Source organism: Tunturiibacter psychrotolerans (assembly GCF_051013365.1).
GTDB lineage: Bacteria > Acidobacteriota > Terriglobia > Terriglobales > Acidobacteriaceae > Edaphobacter > Edaphobacter psychrotolerans_A.
In genome coordinates, this window is record NZ_CP132941.1 from 5,029,621 (window position 1) to 5,049,050 (window position 19,430).

Genomic DNA, 19,430 nt, shown 5'->3' on the forward strand with positions numbered 1-19,430 from the left:
ACCCTGCTCCGTCTTTATAACGCAAGGTGTCCCGGTCGGGCCACTTGTCCAGTTGCCGAGAAACAAGTAACGCCAGCGACCATGATCTTTAGAAGTAACCTGGTGTTTCAAATGCGGGCTCGGTAAACAAAATCTCCCAGGACGCATCTAGATACAACCACCTCTGCTCGCTAAACCAGCTCGTAGCCATTTCGGGAACATGCAACAAGCCATGACCGCTGATGCAGATCAGCTCCGTTCCATTCCATGCCAGGAAGCTTCTCGAGGGCTGGCCTACCCGAGCCGGATTCGTCAGCTTCCCAAGGCACACCGGACACCGTTGCCGCTGGTCACGTAGACTCCAGCGCAGCCCAAAGAGACACAATGAGAACGCAGACATCAGCTGAATGTACTCTGACGTAACCGGATCCATCCCGCTGCGGAGATGAGCAAGATCCAGTGACACGAAGTAGACGATCGGCAACAGCAGCGTCAGCTTGCAGCCGAGAAAACCCCAGCGGCGGACTCTGGTAAACCACGAAAGCCGTCGCGAGCTAGCCCGATACTCGCCAAGCGGAAGCGAAGTCGTTGCCGGCAAAGCCAGGCATGCCAGCAGAACCGCGAAGAGAAACACATCTCCCGGCCCACGCGTTCTCTCAGTAAGAGACTGGCAGAAAAAGTCGTCCGCTGTGCCCGCTGGTGTCGGCGCAGACATATGCCATGCCTCTCCCCAGCTCGCGTGCGGTGTCTGGAGATGCGCCACCACAAATCCCAGCCCCCCAGAGAAGCCATCATGGTCCTCCGGCAGTAACAACCAGGCATCGGTCTGACCGGGTAGCCTCCACTCTCCAGGGTCTATCACTCCACTCACCGTGGCGGACTCCGACCCCACCTGGATAAGCCGCCCGAAGATATGAGGATCGCCGCCAAACCGCCGCTTCCACATCTGCTCACTGAGGATCAACCGGGGAAGCGAGCCCGGAGCCTCCCGAGCGTAGCGAACGCGCAGACCAAGCAGGTCGAAGAGATTGGAGCTCGCAGACGCAACCGCTCCCTTAGTCGCTGCTCTGCTCTCTATAGACAGGGACTGCTCAGCAACCTGGTAGAAAGCAAATCCGTTGAACAGCTCCTGGCGCCGCCGCTTCCACACCCGATACTGCTCTACAGAGATCGTCGCCACTGAATCGTCGGAGAAGTGTGCGTCCCGAAGAAGCATCAGGTTTCTTGTGTCGCGATAAGCCAAGAAGTGCAGGATTGCCGAAACGTCCGGCAACAGCATCGCAACACCATAGCTGATGGCGATCAGACCAAAGAGCACCTGAACACACTGCGTGGCAGATCCCATCGTCGTCGCCAGACGTATGCTTCTCTTCTTGAACTGTTCTCGAAAGCAAAGCGCATCCGGAATAGCCCCTAGGCAAAATGTCGCAACCTCTCGCTCTGCTATCCACGAGCAACTGTGTTCTGCGGTGTACGCTCGGCGCACATGCCAAAGCTCCGCTCGCCACTCTCTCCACCACTCCTCTCGCTGTCGCCCAGGCACCAACAACGAAGCGCCACGCAGGAGTGCAAGACACAACAACTCGCAAAGTGCCGGAGGCCGCAACGTCATACCTGCTCCTCCTGCTCCGAAGGAATCAACTTCGCGAGCAGCGGATAGCGCCTTCGCGAAGCCTCGAGCGTCGCTTTACCCAACCTGGTGAGCTTGTAATATTTTCTCGGCGGTCGTAGCTCCGCATCTGCGATAGCCTGCTGCTCCCAGCTCGACCGGATCAACTCATCGCGTTCCAGTCTTCTCATCGCCGGATATACCGTGCCGCTCGGCAGGCCAGTCATCTCCATCACACTGAAGCCGTAGACATATCCGGCATTCACCGCCTGAAGAATCATCGCCGCCGTGTGTGAGAGCTTGGTCTCCGCAGCTGTCATGGCAGAAACTATACCTATGTAGCAAGCTACTTGACTAGCCCCTATTCTGAATGCTACATAGGGTGCAGAGGTACTCTTTATGCTCGAAGTCAAAGCACTCTGCAAAAGCTACCGCGGACTTCCCGCAGTCGACAACGTCGCCTTCACCATCCGTGCGGGCGAGATCGTCGGCTACGTCGGCCCCAACGGCTCTGGCAAATCTACAACCGTCAAAATCGTCACCGGCCTCCTCGAACCCAACACCGGGCAGGTGCTCTTCGAAGGCGAGAGTATCCGCCTCAACCTCGACGGCTATCGATCCGCCTTCGGCTATGTGCCTGAAGAAGCACACGTCTACACCCACCTTTCCGGCCTTGAATATCTCCAATTGGTTGGCCGCTTGCGTGAGATGGACGAGCCTCTCATCGACCTGAAAGCGAACCGTCTCCTCGCACTTCTCGGCCTCGAATCCTGGCGGCACTCGCCCATCTCGCTCTACTCCAAGGGCATGAAGCAGCGCATCCTCATCGCTGCCGCGCTCCTGCATGACCCCAAGCTCCTCATCTTCGACGAGCCGCTCTCCGGACTCGACGTACTCTCGGCCCGGCTCTTCAAAGATCTCCTGCAACAGCTCGCCGCCCAGGGCAAAGCCATCCTCTACATCTCACACGTCCTCGAGGTCGTCGAGCTGGTCTGCCATCGTGTCATCGTCATCGCGAAAGGAAGGATCCTGGCCGACGCACCTCCCTCCGAGCTAAAAGCCTCTTTGGCGCTGGCGAACCTCGAAAGCGTCTTCGCGCAACTCGTCAAGCAGCAGGACACGCACAGCGTTGCGCAGCAGCTAGTCGAGACCATGGCGGTGCACCATGTCTGAGCACGCCGGCCTCTTCGCCCCACCTCGTCATCCCGTCCTCTCGCTCGCCGTCCAGGCGCAGACTACATCTCCCGTCCGGATCCAAAGCCGGTTCGAAGTTCTCGTCCGCCACATCCTCCACCGCTTCTTCCACAATGAGCTTCTCGCCTCAGACGACGAGACCAAGCGTGTCATGCAGATCGCCGCTGCCGTCGCACTCCCAACCCTCATCGTCTCGCTCTTTCTCTTTCCTGCCTATCACGCCTTCCCGCCAGCTCCCCTCCATCGTCCCTTCTGGTCGCAAGCAGGCGATCACTCCTTCTACGTCGTCTATTCCTTCGTCGTCATGGGAGCAGTCACCGTTTACGAGTGGGATCTACTCTTCCCCGACATTCTCGACATCTTCGTTCTCTCCGTTCTCCCCATCCCCAGCCTCAAACTCTTCTTCGCTCGCGTCCTTGCCCTCGCCATCTTTCTCCTCCTCGTTCAACTGGGCACCAGCACCCTGGGCACGCTCTTCTTCCCCCTCGCCGCCGAGCAGCATAACTTCCTCCGCCATCTCTTCTCACACTTCGTCGCCGTCACCATCAGCGGAGTCTTTGCCGCAACCACCTTTCTCTCCATTCAAGGCATCCTTCTCAATGCTATCGGCGAAGGGTTCTTCCGCCGAATCACACCCCTGCTCCAAGGCCTCTCCATCATGGTCTTGCTGGCGATCCTTCTACTCTGCCCCACCGTGGCAGGATCGCTCGAAGCTCTTCTGACCTCCGGCAGCCCCGCCATTCGCTACTTCCCGCCCTTCTGGTTTCTCGGCATCTACGAGTGCCTTCTCAACGGACTGCCAACCCCCGCCATCTTCCACGCCTTGGCGCGGACCGGATGCTACGCACTCCTTTTGTCGTCGGCCTGTAGTTTGCTGACCTATCCTCTCGCCTACCGTCGCCGCGTCCGTCAGCTCATCGAGGGGTCATCCGCAACCAGCGCCAAAGGCCAGCGAACCAATCGCATCCGTTGCCTCCTCCACGCCACCATCCTGCGCCATCCCTCGCAGCGAGCCGTCTTCCACTTCATCAGTCAGACCATCCTGCGCTCTCAGCGTCAGCGCATCAGCCTCGCTATCTTCGGCGGTCTCAGCGTCGCTCTTGCCCTGGCACAGATGGTCACCCTCCAGGTCGAACAGGGTCACGCCCGCATCACGCTGCTGCCTGATGGCATCCGTTCTGCAATCCCCATCATGGCCTTCTTCACCGTCGTTGGACTTCGATCCGTCTTCGCCGCGCCAGTCGATCGCCGAGGCTCATGGCTCTTCCGCGTCCTTATCGGACGCCCACGCTCCGGCCATCTCGCCGGAGCCTACCTCTGGATCTCTCTCGCGACCTTCCTCATCGGAAGCAGCACAGCTCTTCTCCTTCACAGCCTCTCACCCGCCGCCATGAAGATCTCCCGCATAGCAACCGGCCAGGTCCTTGTAGCAATAGGCTTGGCTCTTCTACTCCCCGACCTGCTGTTGTTCTCTATACGTAGTATCCCGTTTACTCATCTTAATAAAAGCTCAGTAAACGATCTACCTTTGGCAGTTCTTCGTTACCTCGTACTCTTCCCCATCTTCGTGACAATCCTCGTCGCGAAAGAAGCGTGGATCGAAGCCTCTGTGACGCATCTCCTTGTCACAACGATCCTCTTCTTAGGAACACATCTCTTTCTGCAAAGAGCACAGGCCAGCCTGCTGGCGCAGAACACACTCGACACCCCACCAGATGAGGCCGACGAGTTTCCGCAGAAGTTGGGGCTACGCGATTCCTGAGGGAAGCGAAGTTCCTTGAAAACGAGGTTTCGGCACTACGTGAGGCGAGGAGGTCTAAAGGCCCTCGAAACGTGCGAACGGCATTCCTGCACTCTAAAGAGTTCGAAAATCGTCCACTAAGGCTAACCATATTTCCAACTACCTATCCAAAATCCAACTACCGGAGCCGGGCGAATTCGGGAACAATACGGGAACATCGACGGTCCTAAAACATCCCAAATGGTCCTCATTCAACCGAATCGGACGCGCTCTAAGCTTCATACCGTCAGTGACACTAGGCAGCTGGGCGTATCAAGTCCAATCTGAACGCTAAAGACAGCAAATTCGGTGCATTGCAAGCCCGTGCAACCACTCATTTTTGAGCTATCGGATAGGAAATTGATCGGTCGATTCGAACATGACGTGAGAAGTAATCGTGACGAGAGCCGAGATAGGCGTTCAGCAGGAAGGGAAGTACAGTTTGAGAACTTCGGAACAAATCTAGGAACAATTGGAACCGAACGCACTCCAAACAGCGCATCCGGCTCCGCATAAATCCAACAAAATACAGCGACTCCGGTTGCCTCGAACCCACTGTTAGTCGACGGGTTATAGAAGCATCATCGGGATCGTAGCTCAATGAGTGCATTGACGATTTAGCACCAATTGACAGGAGGCGGAACGCGGTTTCCTGGCCTCACATGGAGTTTTGGTTCGAGAGGCCCGGTATGCGGGAACCGCGATGCGAAAGTGACTTACTCCTCGCGAAGGAGGATCAGAGGGTTGACTCCAAGTGCACGTTGCGCAGGAATCCACGTAGCTACCAGTCCCAGCAGCAGCATCGCCAGAACGACACCGGCGAGGACCAGGGGATCGCGGGGAGTTGCCTGATAGACGATCGAAGCCAGCACCCGGCTCGCCATAACTCCCAGCACCAGACCGGCCGCTGAACCGATGGCGAGTAATTTGATGGCACGTCCTAACGCTGCCTGCAATACTTCCTTGCGCTGCGCTCCGAGGGCGATGCGAATTCCCAACTCGCGCAGCCGCTTGCTCACGGAGTAGGCCGCCATTCCAAAGATGCCGGTAATTGATAGCATTGCGCCCATGATGCCGAGTACGCCGAGCGATATGGTCGCCATGCGGGACGGGAACAAAGCTTGAGCCAGTTCCTCACTCCACGGTCGAATCGCCAGAACCACCCCTGGGTCGATATCCCGGAGCACACTGCGGATGGCCGCGCCAAGTTGCTGCGGGTCGCGCCTTGATTGCACCACCAGCCATATCCAACTAGCCGGCGATTGCAGGATGGGGAAGAACATCGCGGGCTGCTGTTCTTCGGTGAGGTTCACGTATTTTCCGTCTTCGACCAGACCCACCACTTCGACACGCGCTCCATCCCGTAGCTTGAAGTGCCGGCCGACAGCGTCCGGTACGGAGCCCAGTATCTTCCTTGCGAACTCCCGGTTCACCACTGCTACGCGCGGAGCGTTTGCGTCGTCATGCCATGTGAACGCTCTGCCAGCCAATAGCGATGTACCGGAGGCGCGGAAGTAGTCTGGAGATATGTTGTACATGCAAGGGTCGGCCGCGGCGTTCGATGGGCTCAGGTTCTCAGTTGCGTCGGTATAGACCAGCGATTGCCAGCTACCGGGGAGTTCCAACGGCGGATAGTTCACCGATCCCACGGAATCTACGCCTGGAATCGCTTGCACGGCATCGATCATGCGACGTTGCATTGCGGGTATTCTTTCGCCGCTGTAGCCTGCCGCCCTCAGATCGGTATCGACCAGCATCACGTTCCGCGGCTCAAAACCGAAGTTGGTGTGCAGGGTGCGCATAAGCCCCCGCAGAGCAACCATCGATGAAGTGACGAGTACGACACAGATCGCAATCTGGACGACAAGCAATACGTCTCGCACCGTAATTCTGCGTCCGAAGGCGCCGCCCGATCCTGCTTTGACGATCTCGTACGGGTTGGCCCGGAGAATCTGGCGCACGGGAACAATTCCGGAGAGAACTCCGCTGACCAACGCCAGGACCAAAGCCAGCAAATAAACCTTGGCGTCCGGACTTACGGGCACATGCAGGGGAAGTTGCGGAAATGGCCTCCATTCGCTCAACCGGCGAAAAAGCAGAATGCTTCCCATAAGTCCCGCTACGCCTCCGGTGATCGAAAGCAGCACGGATTCGGTGAGCAGCTGGCGCAAAATGCGATTGCGACTTGCACCAAGAGCCAGGCGCAAGGCCACCTCGCGAGAACGGTCGGCGGCCCGCGCGGCGAACAGGCTGCCCAGGTTGGCACAGGCCGCCAACAGAATCAAAACCGAAAGCAGCATCAATCCGGTAAGAAACGCCCCCATCGGCCGGCCGAGATAGTCACCATGGAGACCAGGCCGCCCCAGCGTATAAGGCTCCTTAGCTTCTTCTTTGGGATAGCTTTTTCTCAGATCCGAATTCACGGAGTTCAGATCGGCAGCGGCCTGCCCCGGATCGACTCCAGGCTTCAGATGTCCAACCATCTCATACATCCAATGGTTGCCGCGCGCGTCCAACATCTTCTCGCCGGATAACTGCTCATGGTTCACGATGGGCACGAAGATATCCGAAGTAAAAAATAAGACGGTCCCCTGAAACCCTGGAGGCGTCACGCCAAGAATCGTCATTGGATGTCTGTTGATTCGAACAACGCGGCCCACCACGCCGCGATCATCCTGAAAATGGCTGTGCCAATATGCATAGGAGAGCACGACAAAAGGCGCGCTGTTTGGGCCGTTCTCGTCGGCGGCGTGGAAGAAACGGCCGAGATACGGGTGAACTTGCAAGACGTCGAAGTAGTTTCCGCTGGTTTCGTACGCCCAGACTTTGGATGGATCTCTGCCCGTGTCCAGCCCTGCCTGAGAGATGGCCCAGGCAGCGACATCGTCGAAGCTGCGATTGCGCCGGCGAAGATCGAGATAGTCGGGATAGGAGTGCCACCCGCCGTCGGTCCCGTGCTGAATGACAACAAGGCTCTCTGCCTGAGGCACATTCAGCGGACGCAGAATGAGCGCATTCAATACACCAAAGACAAGGGCGTTGGCCCCAATTGCAAGTGCCAGCGTAACCAACGCGGCGATGGTGAAGCCGGGAGACCTGCGCAGTTGGCGTAGGGCGGATCGCAGATCCTGCAGCAGGGTGATCATGTCGGCCTCCGTGTTACGGCAAATCTGCATGGACAGAAAGGCAATTCGAGAGCCAAAGTGCTCTTCAACGCAACTTCATGAGCACAAATTAGCTTCGGGATCTCGCAGGCGCAATAGGAGCCGCACTGGCTGTCCGGTTTCGCCGGAGAGTGTCCGTGAATGAACAGGGGCGGCGCGAGCGTATCTCGGTTCACGTTTGACGCCAACAGGCCACCGTATTCATTTTCATTGAATGACTCGACGGTTTCTCTTCAACCGGGAATCATGCGAGAGGAGCTGAGCTCGATTCAGGAGTCAGCGAAGGGTCTGCGACAAGCCTATTCGCAAATACAGGTCGACGCACTCATGGTGAGGGGCGTTTCAGGATTCCGAACGGTTCGTCGGCAAACCGGCAGAAACCGCTATCGGCAGCGATAATAAGAAAGTGACCTTTATCGGAGTTGTCAATTCAATTGAAGCCATAGAATTCGCCTCACGTCGTTGCGCAAGCAGTTGGCTGCGCATCCACTGTATCCACGGATTCGCACGCTCGGTGACGTCCGTCTTTTCATGGAATCGCATGTCTTCGCGGTATGGGACTTCATGAGTCTGCTGAAAGTACTACAGCGGACGCACGTGTGTGGATCTACCTTGGGTGCCGACGCCCTTTCCTGTGAGCCGGCGCTTCGTCAACGCGATTGTCCTGGCGGAGGAGAGCGACGAATATCAGGGGCGTCCCATCAGTCATTTCGAGATTTATCTCGAAGCGATGGAGCAGGTGAAGGCAGATACGCGTGCGATTCGCCACATAATAAGCTGCGCTCTATTGGACGCTGACAGGCTTAGTTTCGAAGGAGTTCCAGTTGCGGCCAAAGAGTTTGTCGAGACTACCTTCGGAGTCATTCACAGGGGCTCGTCTGCTGCCCAGGCCGCGGCTTAAGCGTTTGGCCGCGAGGATGCGATTCCGGACATGTTTCGATTGCTGGTACGTCAGCTAAACCAAGAGGTGAGTGGAGAACTCGACCAGTTCGTCTGGTATCTGGAAAGGCATATCGAGCTTGATGGTGACGACCATGGACCGCTAGCGTTGAAGATGGTTGCCGACCTATGTGGTGACGACCCGGGACTTTGGGAGGAGGCCTCCCAAGCTGCCGAGGAGGCGCTTCGTGCGCGGCTCAAGTTGTGGGATGGTGTGCTGACGCAGATAGAAGCGAGCTAGTAAACATCGAGGTAGAAAACTGCGAGCTTTGAAGCGGAATGGCCGCAGCAATAGGATTGCTTCCGGAGTGCCCGTCATCCGCCCCGTACTCGCAAACGTGGGATTTCGCGGCCCGCGCAGCCCAATCAGTGAATTGCGATTGGTCGTCTAGCTAGATCTAGAGGGAGAATCCTGTTATGCGAAAAAAAACTAGTCGATGAGTCTTGCTTCCTTCATCTTTTCTTCCTCAATTGTGAGGAATATGGTGAAAGGAACTTTTCGGTCAAGATGCTGTTCGATGTGCGCAAGTTGGTCTGTTCGTAATAGCTTCTCAAGTCTCAGAGAGTAGCGAAGGGCCCGTTCCGTAATCTCTCCGCCACCAACGGTTGTTGTTTCCCCCGTGGTTCTATCTGTGGTCACAAATCGTACCGTGGAATATTTGCTGTCTCTCAAAACAGGGTTCACATCGATCGCATAGTCACGCTGCACAGGATCTCTCCAAATGTTTCATACGAACGCTGGATTGTCAGCGGCCGACGTGAGAACTCCGAGTCGCTTTGCCAGGGTGCAGAATAAGTCTCCCACTCCCACGGTCTCTTTGCAGCTCATTTGATTAACATTTCGGGAAAAAAGGCCACAAATTCACGGTTATTTTTCCAACTTACAGAAACGAAGCCGCAACTTGCTCAAAAGAGAGCGGTTCAATATCGACTTCGACTTTGAGAGCGTTTCCGCCTCCACCCAAGATAAGACCTCGGAGAGGACTGACGTCGCCGTAGTCTCTACCCCAGGCCAGAGTGACATGGCCATCCGTTGGAGACACATTATTTGTAGGATCCGCATCAAGCCACCCTTCGTCAATGCTGTAGGCAGAGACCCAAGCGTGGGATGCATCTGCGCCCACCATGCGCGACTTGCCAGGCGGCGGGTATGTCCGCAGATAACCACTCACATAACGAGCCGCCACATTTATTGAGCGCAGACAAGCGATCTGCACGTGCGCGAAATCCTGGCAGACTCCCTGGCGTTTTTTGAATACTTCCTCTGCTGGAGTGCGGACGTTGGTCACCTTCGAGTCGAAGCGGAATTCGGAGTGAATTCGCGAGGTCAGCTCCATGAGTGCATCCCGCATAGGGCGTCCGGGAGTGAACGACTCGAGCGCATACGCTGCAAAGTTCTGGTTGAGACGGATACGGGGAGATGCAAATTGAAACTGGTACGCGGCGAGTCCCTCATCAGAGTGATCGTCTACGAGATGCTTTGCGGACTCTTCCCACGGGCGCGAGAGACTTGCGGACGACGCGGGTTGTCTATCGACGTTGACCTGGCTCTTTGCCTCAACGATCAGCTCGTTATGTGGTTCCTCCACCGTGAAGAAAGACAGGATGTTTCCAAAATAGTCCGCACGCTCAGTCAGAGTAGAAGGCGTGGGCTGAATGCGCAGCGTGTTGCGTACCAGTCGATTTTGCGAGAAAGATCGAGGCTTGAGACACGCCACGTGCTCCCCGACAGATACAGGGGAAGTGTAACGATACGTCGTCCGATGGCTGACGTTGTAAATCAATTCAGTCGTTCCCCATGGTGATCGGCAAGGTACGCGCATGACTGAAATAGTGGCTGGAAAGATTGTTCGACCATGACGGAAGCAGGTTCTCGAGCCGAGCGAGGAACTGGTCGACTTCCTGATATCTATCAACCGGGTAAGAGAGCGGTTCGTTGAGGCGATTCGTCATACCCTGAAGATCAATCCGCCTTAATGAACCCACGGCATCCTGCATTGCCTGCAGATCTGCCGGGAGATGTCGCGGCAGTTTAGCGTAAAGCTCGGTTAAATGGCCAAGTTGAAAGTCCAAAGAGCGAGGGTTTGTCCCATCCGCCATCAGAATGTCGAGCACGGCAAGCGGCTGCAACGTAGCATAATAACGCGTGCGATAAGTCACGGTACTATCGGCAACCTCCAGCAATCGTTCGAGATAAGCCCAGTTCTCAACCGCCAGGGGCTTAGTGATGTGGCGCAGTTCACGGGTCAGGTAGATCGCACGCTCAAGACGGCGTCCAAGACCTAAAAAGAGCCACCCGGAACCGCGATTGATGTTTTCCCGCTCCATCCCCGAGAACGCCGAAAGGAGTTCCAGGCACTTGGTCAACATCGGAGTGTAGTTAGTCAAAAACGTACCTTTTTGAGACTTGACCGAATCGCGCAGATGACCGAGTAACATCATCATGTCTCCTGAAAGACGCTCGCTCACGCTGTCGGCGATGCGGGACACCTCCGCCAGGGTGGCGGTTAAACTATCGGTCCGTTTATGATCGGTCAGCAACGAAAGCATCTCTCTCCGCAATGCGTTGAAGCTAAGTCGTCCGCCCCTACGATCGGCAATCCGAGCAGAGCGAGCCCCAAGACAAGCCGCGAGGCACGTGAGACTTACCAACTCTGCTTCCTCTGCAAGGTGAATCCTAGGGATAAGGGAGCGAAGGATCCGCGCCTGATTTTCGGCTCGCTCCACGTAGCGGCCCAGCCAGAAGGTATTGTCGGCCACACTACTAGGCACTACCAGCGACGCGCGGCGCAATTGCAAAACCTCATTGCGCGGGGGCAGCAAGCTGAAGGTATCAACCGGTCTGTCGGAGAGTACCCACGCGTCCTTGCTGTGACCTCCCCGCTGCATGGAAACTACTGAGCCTTGAGCTTCGGCGACGCGCACCAGACCCCCTGGAAACGCCAACCACCCGGTTCCGGTGTTCACGACATAGGTGCGCAAAACAACGCTGCGGGAATGCAGGGAATCATTCTCCCACACGGGTGCGGTTGAAAGTTGGACCTGTTCTTGCGCGACGAATTCATGCGGACTGCTGCGTAAGCGCTCCAAAAATTTCTCGCGGTCGGCTGCCGTCAGTTCTGAACCGAAAACTGGCTCCATTCCGACCGAAGAGAACGCTGGTTTTACGACAACTGATGTCAGATTGTCGGTGACCCAGTTCAACGCGTGCTCCTGCCCGCACCACCAGGTCGCAACAGAGGGCAGTCTGAGTTCCTCACCAAGGAAGTGTCTGGCCAGACCGGGAAGAAACGGCATAAGAGCGGCTGATTCGATGACACCGCTGCCAAGCGCATTCGCCACATGGACGTTGCCCGCGACGACGGCTTCTACAAGGCCTGAAACCCCAAGCAGAGAATCGCCACGCAACTCCAGCGGATCACAGAAATCATCATCGACGCGACGTAAGATGACATCTACTTTTTCAAGGCCGCCAACAGTCTTGATAAAGACACATCGGTCTCGGACCGTGAGGTCTGCTCCTTCCACAAGGGTAAAGCCGAGATATTTCGCGAGGTAGGAATGCTCAAAGTAGGTCTCGTTGTGAGGACCAGGCGTCAATAGAACGATTCGAGGGTTACTTTGTCTAGACAATTGCGCGAGCGCATCGCGTTGTGCACGGAAAAACGGAGCAAGCCTTTGAACGTTGGACGTCCGGAAGAGCTCGGGAAGCAGCTCGGATACGATCAATCGATTTTCTAGGGCATAGCCGCTGCCGGAAGGCGCCTGGGTGCGATTCGCCAACACCCACCAATTCCCATCGGGAGATCGCGCAAGGTCAAAAGCTAGCATGTGCAGATAGCCTTTGCGCGGGATTTTGACGCCGACCAATGGACGCAGAAATGCGGGGTTCGCATAGAGCAGCGCGGCAGGAAGAAGGCCGGCCTTGAGCAAGGTCTGCGACTGATAAATATCTTCGAGGACCAGGTCCAGAAGCTCGGCACGTTGGATGATCCCTGCTTCTATAAAGCGCCACTCCGCATCGGGAATCAACAGCGGAACAAGATCAATCTTCCACGGACGGTGAGCGCCTAACGGATCGCCGTAAATGTTGTAAGTGATCCCGTTCTCGCGGATCCTCTGTTCTGCCTGTGTCCAACGCAAGGCCAACTCGTTGGGCCCGATCGATTGAAGAGACGCCATGAGCCCTGCCCAATGGGGGCGAGGAGTGATGCCATCCACGGAGGACTCTTCGTAGGCTCCGCCATACCGCAATGGTGACTGGTAAAGATCGCCAATCATGGCTGACGTTCCTCTGCCGAATTCAGATCAGAGATGCGGGGATGCTTCAAAGGCGCAGGCCAGCGGAGGTCGAGAGTCATAGGAAAGACCGGATTGTTCTCCGAGGGAGGTGTACTGACGATGTGGTTAGGTGGAGTGGTAATGACGAAGCGCTTCAAGCGACGCTCCTTCGCCTCAGCTGGATCGGCAGGGCGAGAGGTGTGAAGTGTCCCATCAGGCTGGCTTGCATAGTAGACACAGCGCCCTACGGAGCGTTCTTTCCAGGTGTCGATCAGATCGAAGGTAAGAGGTGTGTGTACCGGAATCGTTGGGTGTAGCGCGGCAGACAATCTGCGAGCTCGGTATCGGATACCTGCAATAGACTCATCTGGCGTTCCGGATGGGTGGAGAGGCACGCTTCGACCATTGCACGAGACGGCATACCTTGACGCCGCGGTGAAACCAGTGACTTTTACCTGAATCCGTTCGAGAGAAGAATCCACACTTCTACCTGTCCCTCCGGACGTAGTCTCCTCCGCCAGTACGTTCCACGGTTCGAGAGCCTGCCGGAGTTCAAGTCGCACTCCATCGGCTTCGATCTCGCCGATCTTCGGAAAGCGAAATTCGAGGTGCGAAGCGAACCATTTGTTAACGAAGGGTAAGTTCCCGCCACGAAGGTCGTTGAGGACGTCGATGAAGTCGCGCTCTATAAAATGCGGCAGCATGAAACGATCATGGAGCGCAGTCCCCCAACGTATCAGAGCGCCGGTAAAAGGTTTCTTCCAGAAAAGCAAAACGAGTGCACGCACAAGCAGTGTCTGAAGAAGACCCATGCGGTAGTGCGGAGGCATTTCAAAGGCACGCAGCTCCAGTAACCCGAACCGGAGGCCTTGACCTATAGGTGGGTAGAGCTTATCGATGCAGAACTCGGCGCGATGACTATTGCCGGTTACGTCAACCAGCAGATTGCGGAACAGGCCATCCAAGATGGACGGCGGACAATCGCCTGCGGGAAGATGGCTAAACGCCACTTCGAGCTCGTAGAGCGCATCGACCCGCGCCTCGTCAACGCGAGGGTACTGGCTTGTAGGACCCACGTACATGCCTGCAAAGAGGTAGGAAAGAGACGGATGATTCTGCCAAAAGGAGACCATGCTGCGCAGCACTTCCGGACGCCGCAAGATGGGACTATCCTCGACGGTCGCGCCGCCCAGAGTGATATGGCTCCCGCCCCCGGTCGCCAGATGCGTTCCATCATAGCCAAATTTTCCTGCGATAAGACGATGCCGCGGCGCCTCTTGGGCAAGCACTTCGTGAAGTGACTCCAGTTCATCCCACTCCGACGTGGGTGGCATGTTGACTTCGAGCACACCTGGATCCGGCGTGAGGCTGAAGATTTGTAGTCGGAGGTCTGGCGGCGCTGAATAGCCTTCTATCCAGACCGGCTTTTGCAAATATTGGCTTGTCTCCTCTACCGCCGCTACCAAGTCGAGATAGTCCGCCAGTACTGAGACATAAGGCAGAAAGACATGCAGTCGCCCGTCACGGGCCTGTACGCAGAGCGACGGTCGAATAAGCTCCTGCGCTGAGGCCGCATTCTCTGCAATCGCCGGTAGTGGATCAGGCTTGGGATCCTGATTGAACATCTCAGGCCGCCGCGCAGCTGCCGAGGGTAGCGTCACCTGTCCATCCTCGCCAAGCTCGTGTTCGAGAACATCGGGTTCGACCCAAGGCATCGTTTCGAGAGGGATCCGGTAACCGATCGGCGAGTCGCCAGCCGACAAAGTGAACGTCGCCGGCCTTGCGAACCATAGCTGACTCGACCAGGCCAGGTGGCCTCCGGGCTGACGTCGTCGCAATGGGAGAACGAAGCCAGCCGGTTCCTCCGATGCGGAGCCAGCCTCCATCGCTGGCAAAATATTTCCCGGTTCAGCCCCAAGACGCCGACTCAACGCCTGTAAAAACTCATAGGCCTGCTGGTTGCCATAGCCATCGTTCTTGCTCTCTAAGGCGAACAGGTCGCCGTTCTCCCACACCGGGACACCGTCCTTACGCGAGATACAGTGAAACGCCCAACGCGGCATCGGTTCACCCGGATACCATTTGCCTTGACCAAAATGAAGCAGCGCACCCAACGCTGTACGCTGCCGAATGGAGCGAATCAGCGATAGTCCTGCGCTGCGCTTTTGCCCGCCGAGCGCCTCAACATTCCACTGGGCGCTCTCTGCGTCATCGACACCCACAAAGGTTGGCTCGCCACCCATCGTGAGCCGCACATCCTGGGCCTTCAAGTCACGATCGACGTGATACGCCAGCTCTCGTATCTCGTTCCAATCATGTTCGCTGAACGGGGTAGTCAGGCTTGGAGCCTCATCCATCCTGCGCACTGTCACCTCGTAAGTAAACTCTACATCGGCCGGCTCAACAGTACCGTAAATGGGCGCAGCATTGCCTGGCGTGGTGCTGCAAGCGAGGGGGATGTGTCCCTCAGCCGTCAACAGACCTGAAGTGGGGTCCAAGCCAATCCAGCCTGCTCCCGGAAGATAGACCTCAGCCCAGGCATGGAGATCTGCCGAGTCGGTCTTCCGGGCATCTTCTTCCGCAGCCCTCTCATGATCCGCCAACTGAATGAGATATCCCGAGACGAAGCGGGCTGCGAGACCTAGTTGACGGCAAACTTGTACCAGGAGCCAGCTCAAGTCGCGACACGACCCCGTACTCCTTGACAGGGTCTCTTCGCAGCTTTGCACCCCATGCTCAAGCCGCGTTGTATATGCGACCTCATTCCGTAGCCGCTCGTTCAGTTTGAGCAGGAAAACGATGGTTGGCTGCGGGCCACGAACGCTCTCAACGAACTCCGTGAGAAGAGGTCTGGCAGCCTCGACCGCTAGAAACGGCTCCAGATCTCTCGCTACCTCAGGTCGGTAGCTAAAAGGCATCCTCTCGGCCTCAGGCTCTAGAAGGAAGGCGTACGGGTTTACCGGAGTCATATCGGCAATCAGATCCACCGTGACTGCAAACTCGGATGCTTGACTGGGAAAGACGACCCGAGCCACATGATTTGCGAGTGGGTCGAACTGCCAGGAGTAGACGCTATCAGTGGGCTTGATCTCCAACGAGTAACTGAGAATGGGCGTGCGGCAATGCGGGGCAGGACGCAGCTGAATGATCTGTGGGCCTAACCAGACAGGCTTTTCATAGTGGTACCGCGATTTGTGGTGCACCTGAACTTTCGTTCCCATTCACCCTCGTGCGGTCTTCGGACCGTCATTGCTTAATCTAATGCATTAGGTGGTGGCTGCTTGCGTCTGTATCGGACTGGCCTGGCTGCCGTTGGTCTGCGTGGGCATATTTGATTCGCTTCGGTCCATTAGAGCCGGCACAGCTTCGAAACTTTTAGGAAGTGGGATTCTCTTTCCTTCAGCATCTACCTCCCAGGAATCTACGTAGAAGTAAGTTAAGTCTGCCGCGCCGAAACTGGTTGTAATGGCCACGTCGGCCGTATCTCTTCCCGTCGCCATCAAGATTCGGCCAAGGCGAGGATAGTTATGGCGGGCATCTAGATCGATCCACTGTCCATCGAGAAAGATCTGATACCACGCGCTAAAGTCACCGAGCCCGCTAGAGGGTCTTTGAATATCCCCGATATAGCCGGTCACATATCGAGCCGGTATGTTCTGACATCGTGAAAGCGTTATCGCAAGGTGTTGGAAGTCGCGGCACACGCCCACGCGCTCCGTGAAGACATCCATCGCGGTCTTGGTTGGTCGCGCAGCGTTGTTGTTAAAGATCACCTTTTCGTGAACCCAATCACGGATCGCCGTGGCCCGCGTCCAACCTGCTGGAATGGACCCAAACAGATCATGAGCTATTCCGCCAAAGCGATCCACCTCGCAGTAGCGACTGGGCAGAAGAAATTGCAGCACTTCGGTCGAAAGCTCCTCGATCGATGACTGTTGAGCATCGGGATAACTCTTATCGGGACGATCTTCCGACTCAATCAGACTTGTTCCGGAGATTCGAAGGTGTCCGACTGGAGCAACAAAGCGTGAGCAGATATTTCCGAAGGAATCGGTATAGTCACGCGAGGGAATGGCCACGCGTGGCTCGGCATCAACAAAAGACCCCGTACCAAGGTGTTCGATCAGGAGTTGATCGGCGGACCGAAGTCGCTCGTGTAGCGACGGATGCAGATGCAGAAGGGCAACGACTACCGAAGGGCTCGGAAGACGAGGGTGGTAGAAGCACGAGCTATTCAATTGCTCTCCAACCACAGATCCGTTGATAAGCGATCAGCGGTACTTGCCACACAAGGAATAGAGACCAAAGTCTGCGAATCTGCGTGGCACAAATGAACACGGTCAGCGGCATTCTCAAGCAAAGGGTTCCTGAGCCGTCAGATCATATTGTCGGTTCATCAGAACCATACACATTACAGGAACTCAGTTCATCCGCTTCACCGTGGAGATTAGCATCGCAGGTTGTTCCGCTATATCTGGAGATGCCACAGAAAGGAAGTAGCGCGTGAGGAACGCGTTGAGCATTAGCGCTTAGGAGGGTTATCGGGCGGTTCTGGACGGACTGTATGTCATAGCGCAGCGGGGGTGAGTCATGAGCCTCACTTCTTCGGGATCTTAGGCTCGGGGACCGCTGGTGGAATTGGACCGATTTCCGTTCCGCCGTCCTTCGTGCGCTTCATTATCAGTTTTGGAGGTGTCTTTTTATCGGGCAGCTTTGCGGGTTCTGCTTTCCTCATGGCTTTTGTCCTCTCGATCCGAGGAAATATTCTACTCCTTAAAAACAGTGGCTCATACATGACCGACCAGTCCCGCCGTCGCGCCTTGGTGTTCGGTAAAACAGTGAATTTTCAATCCAGCAATATTCATATCAGCACAGTGCGGTGGAGTCTTCCTCAAGCTGTCCGCAGACCAGTACAGGAGGTTAATCGGAAAATGGCCACCATGCCAAACAAGGTGCGATGAGAAAGTCAGATACGGAGGGAATCAATGCCAATACAAAACGATGCCCTCCTGTCCCTTTGGGATATGGAGAACATGCCAGCGTGCGACGAAGGAACGGAGCTCTCAAGAAGATTCCTTCAGGCAGCTGGTGAGTGCGTGAACACATTGGGTCACGGCAGGACTACAAGCAGCCGCAATGATCTTCTGTGGACATATAACGCAATGGTGAATCATAGCGACCACTGTGCGAAATGCAACGAGATTTAGCAGACGGGTAAACTAGACTCCATGACGTACAGAATCGCATTCATTCGCACGACCGATGGATACCTGAAAGTTACCGCGTTGGCCAAAGGCGCACCGACACTGGCTGCCATTCATCTGGGCCCCGATGTTCTGCTGGCAGCTGCTCGTTTGATCGGCATGTCAGATGGACAAATTTACGATCTCAAATGGGCAGCAGAAAGAGCCTGGAATAATGGTGGAATTGACGTCTGTTGCGAGGCAATTAATTTGGACCACGATCAATTGAAAAGTCTTGGATTCATACAAAACTTGCCCAGGTTTGCTTAGCCCGTCTGTTATTGGGCTCAGTTTGAGCACACGAGACATTGAGACTTATGATCTTGGGCCGCAGTTTGCTGTTTCTCCAGAAATGCCAAGGATCGTTCGTGATATGCGAGCCGTTGCTGATAGTTAATGGAACTGGAACTGTGGCCCAAATGAGATGAAGCGGATTTTACGTACGCTATTGCACCAGCTAAATTTTCTTCAAGAGTTTCACCAACGGGACAATTCATCCTAATAGCCTCAGTTCTGGTCTATTAAATCTCAGCTAAGTCCGGCTAAATGTTACACCACGACCATATCCCTAACTTGGCCTTCCGTCTGTCGGCTCTGTGACCAACTGCTTACCCAACTGGGCAACAGGTCGCACTCACTCGAGCGGCCGTCCCTGCCGCCCCTCAAATGCCACAGTCCGACCGCATCCACCGTTTTCTTTCAAGCACGGCAGGATAAAAAGTAGTTTTGAGTCCCTATGTTCGTACTCGGCCTCGTCCCAGTAGGTGTTGATGAAGGCACCGCAAGAGCATTGGAATTGATAATTTGGTCGCGACATTGTTTGGGTAACCCCGCCAGCCAATTACAGGACAGAATCGCATGTCGAAGACCTTACGTCCAGAAAATGGCGCAAACTGCACCTCTCCATACTCGCCCTTCCCCGGCAACCCTGGGTTGGATACCTGACTAAGCGACGAATCGCCTAGGCACCGAGGACCCTCAGACCGTCCCCATACTCCATCTTTGGTTTTTAAAAACGCGAGCCTATAGATCATCTGGAGTTACCGCGTCAGCAGAGAGTACTCCTGTATTAGTCGCCATTCATCTAAATCCTCACATGTTAATTGTTGCTGCTCGCCCCGCTGAAGTAAGCGAGCAAGATGTCCGACAGCTGGGCAGCACTGCGTCAAAAGCTTGGGCCGAGGTCGGCCTGGATGTCTGCTGTGAGGCCATCGAGTCGGACTCCGACCAGATCAAAAGAT

The 19,430-nt window shown here is 55.9% G+C and carries 11 protein-coding genes and 1 pseudogene; 4 read left to right on the forward strand and 8 right to left on the reverse strand.

From position 1 onward, the window contains the following. Positions 1 to 88 precede the first annotated feature (88 nt). Both RBB76_RS21420 and RBB76_RS21425 read right to left on the reverse strand, forming a co-directional pair. On the reverse strand, positions 89 to 1,591 hold the full coding sequence (locus tag RBB76_RS21420; protein WP_429634929.1) for a hypothetical protein: 1,503 nt from the start codon (positions 1,589 to 1,591) through the stop codon (positions 89 to 91). Then, positions 1,588 to 1,908, reverse strand: coding sequence for a PadR family transcriptional regulator (locus tag RBB76_RS21425; protein ID WP_429634928.1), 321 nt, complete (start codon positions 1,906 to 1,908; stop codon positions 1,588 to 1,590). The genes RBB76_RS21420 and RBB76_RS21425 overlap by 4 nt, the downstream gene beginning before the upstream one ends. A gap of 79 nt (positions 1,909 to 1,987) precedes the next feature. Between RBB76_RS21425 and RBB76_RS21430 the strand changes: the two genes are divergently transcribed. Together RBB76_RS21430 and RBB76_RS21435 are read left to right on the forward strand one after the other, a co-directional pair. After that, positions 1,988 to 2,761, forward strand: coding sequence for an ABC transporter ATP-binding protein (locus RBB76_RS21430; RefSeq protein WP_429634926.1), 774 nt, complete (start codon positions 1,988 to 1,990; stop codon positions 2,759 to 2,761). Then, a complete protein-coding gene (locus RBB76_RS21435) occupies positions 2,754 to 4,544 on the forward strand; it encodes a hypothetical protein (RefSeq protein WP_429634925.1) in 1,791 nt (596 codons plus the stop codon). The genes RBB76_RS21430 and RBB76_RS21435 overlap by 8 nt, the downstream gene beginning before the upstream one ends. A gap of 734 nt (positions 4,545 to 5,278) precedes the next feature. Here the strand turns inward: RBB76_RS21435 and RBB76_RS21440 are convergent. Next, on the reverse strand, positions 5,279 to 7,708 hold the full coding sequence (locus tag RBB76_RS21440) for an ABC transporter permease (RefSeq protein WP_433963469.1): 2,430 nt from the start codon (positions 7,706 to 7,708) through the stop codon (positions 5,279 to 5,281). Between the two features lie 549 nt (positions 7,709 to 8,257). Here RBB76_RS21440 and RBB76_RS21445 point away from each other — a divergent pair. After that, positions 8,258 to 8,906: pseudogene (locus tag RBB76_RS21445) on the forward strand (DUF3050 domain-containing protein). A gap of 189 nt (positions 8,907 to 9,095) precedes the next feature. Here the strand turns inward: RBB76_RS21445 and RBB76_RS21450 are convergent. The 5 genes from RBB76_RS21450 to RBB76_RS21470 form a co-directional block, all read right to left on the reverse strand. After that, positions 9,096 to 9,374, reverse strand: a complete 279-nt coding sequence (locus RBB76_RS21450; RefSeq protein ID WP_429634441.1) for a hypothetical protein — start codon at positions 9,372 to 9,374, stop codon at positions 9,096 to 9,098. Positions 9,375 to 9,546: 172 nt separating this feature from the next. Continuing rightward, positions 9,547 to 10,488, reverse strand: a complete 942-nt coding sequence (locus RBB76_RS21455) for a transglutaminase family protein (RefSeq protein WP_429634440.1) — start codon at positions 10,486 to 10,488, stop codon at positions 9,547 to 9,549. Next, positions 10,451 to 12,946: a circularly permuted type 2 ATP-grasp protein gene (locus tag RBB76_RS21460; protein ID WP_429634439.1), complete on the reverse strand. Its 2,496-nt coding sequence runs from the start codon at positions 12,944 to 12,946 to the stop codon at positions 10,451 to 10,453. The genes RBB76_RS21455 and RBB76_RS21460 overlap by 38 nt, the downstream gene beginning before the upstream one ends. Beyond that, the gene (locus tag RBB76_RS21465; protein ID WP_429634438.1) at positions 12,943 to 16,167 is read right to left on the reverse strand and encodes a transglutaminase family protein; all 3,225 of its coding nucleotides are present in this window, start codon (positions 16,165 to 16,167) and stop codon (positions 12,943 to 12,945) included. Before RBB76_RS21465 ends, RBB76_RS21460 begins: the two co-directional genes overlap by 4 nt. 45 nt (positions 16,168 to 16,212) lie before the next feature. Then, a complete protein-coding gene (locus RBB76_RS21470; protein WP_429634437.1) occupies positions 16,213 to 17,184 on the reverse strand; it encodes a transglutaminase-like domain-containing protein in 972 nt (323 codons plus the stop codon). A gap of 990 nt (positions 17,185 to 18,174) precedes the next feature. On the opposite strand from RBB76_RS21470, the gene RBB76_RS21475 reads away from it, so the two are divergent. Further along, positions 18,175 to 18,459: a hypothetical protein gene (locus tag RBB76_RS21475; protein WP_429634436.1), complete on the forward strand. Its 285-nt coding sequence runs from the start codon at positions 18,175 to 18,177 to the stop codon at positions 18,457 to 18,459. Positions 18,460 to 19,430 lie beyond the last annotated feature (971 nt).

What these genes read in the sequence shown, in the direction of transcription:
- RBB76_RS21420 (WP_429634929.1), bottom strand. Translation starts at nt 1,591, where the DNA reads ATGACGTTGCGGCCTCCGGCACTTTGCGAGTTGTTGTGTCTTGCACTC.
- RBB76_RS21425 (WP_429634928.1), bottom strand. Translation starts at nt 1,908, where the DNA reads ATGACAGCTGCGGAGACCAAGCTCTCACACACGGCGGCGATGATTCTT.
- RBB76_RS21430 (WP_429634926.1), top strand. Translation starts at nt 1,988, where the DNA reads ATGCTCGAAGTCAAAGCACTCTGCAAAAGCTACCGCGGACTTCCCGCA.
- RBB76_RS21435 (WP_429634925.1), top strand. Translation starts at nt 2,754, where the DNA reads ATGTCTGAGCACGCCGGCCTCTTCGCCCCACCTCGTCATCCCGTCCTC.
- RBB76_RS21440 (WP_433963469.1), bottom strand. Translation starts at nt 7,708, where the DNA reads ATGATCACCCTGCTGCAGGATCTGCGATCCGCCCTACGCCAACTGCGC.
- RBB76_RS21455 (WP_429634440.1), bottom strand. Translation starts at nt 10,488, where the DNA reads ATGCGCGTACCTTGCCGATCACCATGGGGAACGACTGAATTGATTTAC.
- RBB76_RS21460 (WP_429634439.1), bottom strand. Translation starts at nt 12,946, where the DNA reads ATGATTGGCGATCTTTACCAGTCACCATTGCGGTATGGCGGAGCCTAC.
- RBB76_RS21465 (WP_429634438.1), bottom strand. Translation starts at nt 16,167, where the DNA reads ATGGGAACGAAAGTTCAGGTGCACCACAAATCGCGGTACCACTATGAA.
- RBB76_RS21475 (WP_429634436.1), top strand. Translation starts at nt 18,175, where the DNA reads ATGACGTACAGAATCGCATTCATTCGCACGACCGATGGATACCTGAAA.